Source organism: Prevotella jejuni, assembly GCF_900187995.1.
Taxonomy (GTDB): domain Bacteria; phylum Bacteroidota; class Bacteroidia; order Bacteroidales; family Bacteroidaceae; genus Prevotella; species Prevotella jejuni.
This window is the reverse complement of record NZ_FZNZ01000066.1, coordinates 1-7,117: the sequence shown is the minus strand read 5'-3', so window position 1 is coordinate 7,117 and position 7,117 is coordinate 1. Positions and strand designations below refer to the sequence as shown.

Genomic DNA, 7,117 nt, shown 5'->3' with positions numbered 1-7,117 from the left:
AAGATTATGATAGGGTTTTGCAAACAATATACATACGGACTAGCATCTACAAATTTTTCCTGCAACGGATCTGTACTCATCCACAGACTCAACCTTGGTTCGTAGTATCTTGCCCCATAGTAATATAATCCCGTCTCCTCATCAAATTCCTTGGCGTTGAAGAGATACGGCGTATTCCACGTATTATTGCGCTCCTCGATGAACACTTCTCCAAACGGTACATACTCAATGTGCTGCGATACCTCACCGTCGAGATTGGTGATGTAGCTACTGCTACCCAAATGGTCAGGATGGTAGTAGAACTGCATCTTTTCGTAGTTGTCGTTGGTCTTGAAGTTGCCGTTTACAGCTCTTGTGCGTGCCATCGCACGGGCTTGTGCCGCCTCCGGCGTACCGTCGTTGCAGCAGAAACCCTGACCGTTTACATAGTCGTCATTGTCCTTACCGTTATAAGGTTGGTCAAACGCCTTGTAATTTTCCTTGATAGCCTGCAACTGCTCGCCATATTTTTTCTTGTAGTCCACCGTCAAGCCGTCAGCCTCATTGCCTGCGTATGGAATTCGTCTTGGGTCTGCGCCATAAGAAGCGAGGTCGCCAAGCTTGCTGACAATTCTCTGGCTACCCACATAAATGTGCTTCGTATATTTGCCACCTTGCCCTGCCACGAGGTATGGGCTGACATAGAGACTGAACCTTGCCGTACCAGTGTTACCACCTGAGAACTCAGAGTTCACATAGATAGCTTCGTTCTCGCCACTGGTCTTAACTGTGCGCTCACCATCGGCATCATACCAATAGTTGCTCACAAATCCATTCTCATCAGCTGCCAACAAGCGATTCTCCTCGTCCCAACGATACTTCTGCTCACTTGCCTTTTCATCTTCCTTGCCGTCTTTCTTTACACGTGAGGTGTTGATATAGACAAGATTTCCGTTGAGGTCGTAAGCGTACTTGTGTCCGTTGTTGATATTCGTGCTGTCCGTAGGAGTTTCTTCCGTGCGGTAGTTGATGTCGCGAACATTATCGAGTTGGAACTTCTTGCCATCTCCCTTCTGATAGGTATAGGTGAGGTCGTAGCCTGCGTTGAGCGAACCGTTGAACTGTACGTTACTTTGCGTGAGGTGCTGCTTCTTGCTCGTGATGCGGTGCATGTTGTCGTAGCCCATAGATAACGTATAAGAAGCGGCTTTATTGTCTGTTCCCTTATAAGTACCTGTTGCGCTTGCCAAACGATACAATGGGTCATAAGAGTAACTATGGCTCATCTGTCCGCCTGCCTTGCCACTCTGTGGGAGTGGAGCATTGTTCTTAATACCGAGCACGTTGCTTACTGCATCATAGCTGTAGGCATTGTCCATAATAATACCTGCCTTAGCATTCACCACGAGGTTCTGCAAACGTCTGCGTGCAGAGTCGTAACTGTAGAACGTCTCCGCTCCATTACAATACTTCAGATAGGTGCGCTGCTCAAACTTGTCGTAGCCTATCTTGTTCACATAGTCGTAGCCATAGGACTTGTAGCCACGCACATGGTCTACCTGTCCGCCGAGGTTGTAGCCGTAGGTGACCTTTTCCTCATCGGGGTAAATCATTTCCAAGAGGCGGTTGTGGCTGTCATACTTCCACTGTGTTACGTAGGTTGCCACCGCCTGGTTTGGCACAATCAGCGTGCGTACCGTCTTCAAGACCTCACCCATCTTACCGTAGTAATACTCGATAGCACCACTACCGTCCTCACGAAGCATCAATCTGCCGATACGGTTGTGAGAAGAGTTGATACCACCGTAATGGTACTTCACGTTGTTTTCCGGATGGTCGGGATAGTTGATAGCCGTCAGACGACCGTAATCGTACTCGTAATTGATGGTCTTGCTCTCCTTTTTGAGATTGGCTGTCTGCTTGGTGAGTACGTTGCCCAAAGCATCGTAGGTAAAGGTGGTGATACCGCTGGCAGGGTGATTTACCTCTGTGCGACGGTCGCCCATATCATAGACGGATGTCGTTACGTTGCCTTCGGTGTCTGTTACCTTGACCAATCGGTCGATGCCATCATACTCGAAAGAAGTGGTAATGATACCATCGGGTCCGCTGAGTTGCTCGGTCTTCACCGTCTTGCCACTACCATCGGTATAAGTTGCTTGACGATTACCCAACGCATCAGTTACAGTCGTTACGAGTGTATTGCTACCTGCATCGGTAGAGTACTCTGTCTTGGTCTCAGCATTGTCCGGAAGCGTTACTTTCATGGCACGGTCAAGCACGTCATAAACCGTTACGGTTGGCGACACGTTGTCAAATGCCTTGTTGAAAGTTGTCTTGTTTCCCACTGCTTCGGTTACAGGGTAGTAAGCCTTAGCTACACGACCGAAAGCGTCATAGACATTGCGTCCGCTGACAATCATTACGGTCTCGTCTTTCGGAGCACTACCCTTAGCAGCTGTCGTTACCACACCGTCTTTCTTCACCTGAACGGGACGCCCGAAGCCGTCCACGAAGGTTACGGTCTCCATATCATCGCTTGGGTGCTGTATGTCGTAATGCTTCGTTACTGCGTAAGCAGGCGATGTAATACCGTTGGTGCCGAAAGTAGCCTTAGGCTGATAGTCAAAGGCAATGATGTAAGGCACACCTGTTGCCAACTCATTAGGACCACGCACAGCTTTCACACGTCCGAGGTTGTCTATATCCGTTTCATAATAGAAATGGTTGAGATCCATACGGCGGAGTGCCATACCATAGCGGTAGTCGAAGTTGGCTGCCTCGCTACGGTAGCCAAATGCATCGTCTATGCGCTCCACATACATATTCATCACTGGCTCATAGCGGTAGGTGTACCACATGCGCTGTCCCTTGCTGTTAGCAGGAAGCGTGGTCTTGATGATGTTGCCGTAAGCATCATAAGTATAGTCAGAGACAGCTTCGCCGCTTCCGAGTTGTTGCTTAATCTGCGTAATATGGTCGGCATAATTCAAATCGTAAGTCGCAGAAACTTGATGATAAATCTTACCATCACCGCCCGTTACGGTTACGTTGGTAGGCAGCCCGAAGATATGTTTGTTATCATTGTGAGCATATTGTATTGCTGTCTGGTAGTTGAACTTACCCGAACCGTCAGCACCCAACTTGCCCTTATCACTGAACTTGTAGGACTTCAATTCACCATGATGCCCCGTGAGGTAATACTCATTCCAAGCCTCTGAGGTGGTGATGCCACTTGCCTGTCCCTCATACTGCTTATTGGCGGTATAGCGTAGCGGTACGAAAGCAGAGGCGCGGTCGCTACAGAGTTTCTTCTGTTTGTTGAAAGTATAGCTGTCACCGTTGGCTGTGATATAATAGCCGTCATATTCATTGCGTGTCTCGGTGTACTTGTTGCCTTTGGCATCCTCCACAGAGGCACTAAGTTCGTTACCTTGTGCGTAGTAGGTGGACACATCGTAGAGTTGCACAGCCTGACGATAGACTGCGGATTCACCCTGTTCGGTGTCGATATTCTTGGTTACGACCTTTCCAAAACCGAGGAACTCACGTTCGTGGCGATCTTTCTGTCCATCTGAATAGGCAAACATCGTCTTCATCATCGGTCCATCATCACGGATACCATCGTCAATGGTTACGGACGACATTACCCATTTACCACCGGGAAGTCCGTAGGTAGGCGTGCTGTGTTCGTAGTCCAGTGTAAAGGTTCCGCCAAGGGAGTTGGTCACGCTCTTGAGCATGTTCGTTCTGCCGATGGCAGAGCGGGTTACTTTCAGTTCACTTTCCTTATCGGATTCTACGATGTCGAGGTAGCCGTCGCCGTCCACATCTTGCAAAGCATAGGTAGGGCGATTGATGCTGTGGCTGAGTGACACCCCAGGATTGACGGCAATCTTGACGTTTACAACAGGAATTGTAACAGGTGTGGTAAAGGAGGTATTGACGGATTCTGAGGTAGAAGAAGCATTTGACAATGATTTAGCACTCTTCCACACTATTGGCTGGTCAAAAGATGAACCATTATTGAATGCAACACGCACGGTGTAGTCCTCCAGTAAGCCATTACCTTCTATCCATACTCTATCCGGCAAACCGTCACTATTCAGGTCGGTAAGGTTGTACTTTTCTTTATTTTCAGAAGTCGTAAGTCCGATGCCCCCGGAATAACTACCACTGCCGATACTGAAACCACCACCGGTACTGAACGTTGTGGCGTTACCACCTTGTATCTTATCAAAATCCCACTTGATTGGTTTGGAGAATGTATATCCGAAGTTTAACCTTACATCACCATTCTGATAAACCCGATCCACCAAACCATCACCATTGATATCAATAAAGCTCTCTTCGCTCCAATCCTCATTGTTAGGAGTGCCCAATGACAAACTGACGCTGGCTTTGCCTTCCAGTGATGACTTCAGGTTATTATTGTTACTCTTAGAATTCTTAGCGTGTGGTATCGTTATTGAGAATGACGCAACAGGGATACTTCCAAGGCTCCATGTCTGTGATAGATTGCTACTCTTGATAGTACCAATATCTGTCTTTTCTCCACTGATACCACCTTGAGTGTTGGTGTATTGGATTATACCGCCGGCAAGGATGTCGGGGTAGCCGTCACCATTGAAGTCCATCATGGTGGATTTAGTGGTGCTGCTGCCTGTAGCATTGTTGACCGTGAGCATACTTACACCTGTCTGTATGACAGTGCTGGTGCTGGTGGTCTTTTGTGTGATGCCAAATGCACCTGTCCCTTGTAGGCAGTCTCCGCTTACTGTATTGTCATTAGCCATCTCTCCAAAGAGATTACCAAGTACAACATCCTGCTCCGTCAATCGAGCTGTTCCGGCTTCCGTTGCCGTAAGGTAGATTTCTGTTCTCTGTCCTGTCCAGCGTGACAAGGTGTTCAAGTCCGTTCCTAAAGGTGTAAAGACCATCTTCATGGGGTCGAGCCTGTCTTTTTCACTTTTTGGGAGTTTTAGCAGACTTTCATCTATAGGCTTGGCATAGCGTCCGTCAGCGGCATTGTACACAAATCCGCCCCAACCACGATAAAGGTCACCAAAGCCCTTGTCCTGCATCTTGGCATAGAAACCGGCATTAACCTTAGTAGCTACAGGAGAAGACGAAGGCACCACACTTACTGTCGACAACGTTGCATTGACACCATCCAATGTTTCGGAATAGAAGAACTCGAACCAAAGTTTTTCAGACGGTGCGGAAGTAATCTGCATCGGTTCGCCAAATATCAAACCATTAACGATGGAATATTCTTTCTTGGCAATAAGTGACGTTGCCGTTTTGGCTGTAAGTGTTACCTTACCGCTTACGTTGTTAGAGGATAACTGTACGGTAGGTGTTACCGTTAGGCTTGTACCTTGTGTGGAGGTATAGGCTGCTGCTAAACTCTTTGTGTCGGAATAAGTGCTGTATCGCACACCCAAATTCACATTGATAGGTGAACCTACGGAATCACGATAAGTAGCAATGGGTTTCCACGACAGCGATGCCCAATCCACGTTGGAGGAAGCGACTACCTCACAGGAAAGGTTATCAAAGCCGTCTGCTACTTGATAAGAGGCTGTTATATCTCCATTAAAAGATTCTTTGGGAGCAAAAGTACGTTCGAATACGGTACGTTTCCCATAGTTGGGATTGCTGTTCCCTTGTTCATCCGTCTTGTTATTGGCAGCAATGATACGGATAGTCAACTCGTCGGTTGTAGATGGCTTGACGAATTTACCGGAGAATGTTATATCTTTGGCATTAACGCCTATCTCACCCTCACTGGTATAAACAGCCCCCTCGGTAGCCTTGTATACATTGGAGGTATAACCATTGGGCTGTACTCCCGATGATAGTCCTTGATAGATTACTTCCGGTGACCAAGTGACGTTATCGAATGCACCGTTACTCGTTTCGGTATTGCCGGACTGTACACGGAAATAAATCTTATCACCTTTTTGAACTGTGATATTTGAAGCGGTGGCAGGATAACCGGTTTCGTCACCTTTGGTTATCATCTTCTGCCATAGTTCCGTACCACCTTTTTGGATGGCAACACGTACACCGTCTGCCTTATCGTATTCCGACTTGTCGAAGTCACCGGTCGGCTTCAACAAACGTACTTCACCCGAAATATTCACAATACCAGCTGCCGGTGCTTGCCATACACGCACCATATCCTCCATAGGAGAATTGGCAATGACCTCGGCTTGTTCTTCGGGCGTGACTGCTCCAACGGAAGTATCTAACTTGCTATTGTCGTAAATAATGGGACTTGGTGTGTCTGCGCTGCTCAGCGTAAAGGTTGGTATGGCATTGCCTGAAGCATCAAACTCGATATGATTGAAATATACCTTTCCGTCAGAAACAAGGTCTACCAATCCGTCACTATTGATATCGGAGAAATAAACCGTAGTCTTGGATGAGGTCTTGGAGAGGTCTGTACCAAGGGTGGCAACAATCTTCTGCCATCCTGCTTTTACATCGGCTCCTCCAGAGTAGGAGTTACTACTAGACTTAGAGAAATTGCTGATACCACGAACTCGGATGGGCTCTCCATAGATAACCGCACCATCAACGGAACGCTGTTGCGGTCTGTAATAGATAGCTCCATCTTTCTTATACACCTTGTCGGGGGCACCATCACCATTGATGTCCGCAAAGGTGGACAGTCCGCTTGATTTATCATTTGAATAACTAAAAGATGCTCCTGCTGTATTACTTGTCGTTGCACTACCATCGCCAAGACCGACACCGGCATAGAATGATCCACCAATGGAAGAACTCAATGAACCGCCCAATGCAGTGGGTTTATCACTGAAACGACCACCCACAGCTGTAATCGGGTTGAGGAACCCAGCATCCAATCTGTCATTATGGGTATCCCACTTCTCTCGGCTGTTCTTAAAAGGCACATACCCCTTAGCAGCCTGTACATCATCATAATAGTCAAAATTCTGATAAGATACTTCTGCACCTTTGTCGTCGAGTTGCTTCACACCCGTAAGCACATCTTTGTTGAACGCACCCTCGCCATAGGTAAAGGCATAACTGCGGAGCGTACTTCCTTGGAAGTGCACCGTTAGCTTCTCTAACAAACGATTCGATGAGGTTAGGAAGCCATATCTTG

At 47.5% G+C, this 7,117-nt stretch carries 1 protein-coding gene; it reads right to left on the bottom strand.

The features are described 5' to 3' along the window. The coding region (locus CHB62_RS14070) for a toxin TcdB middle/N-terminal domain-containing protein (protein WP_089367325.1) at positions 1-7,117 on the bottom strand (7,117 nt) is incomplete at both ends.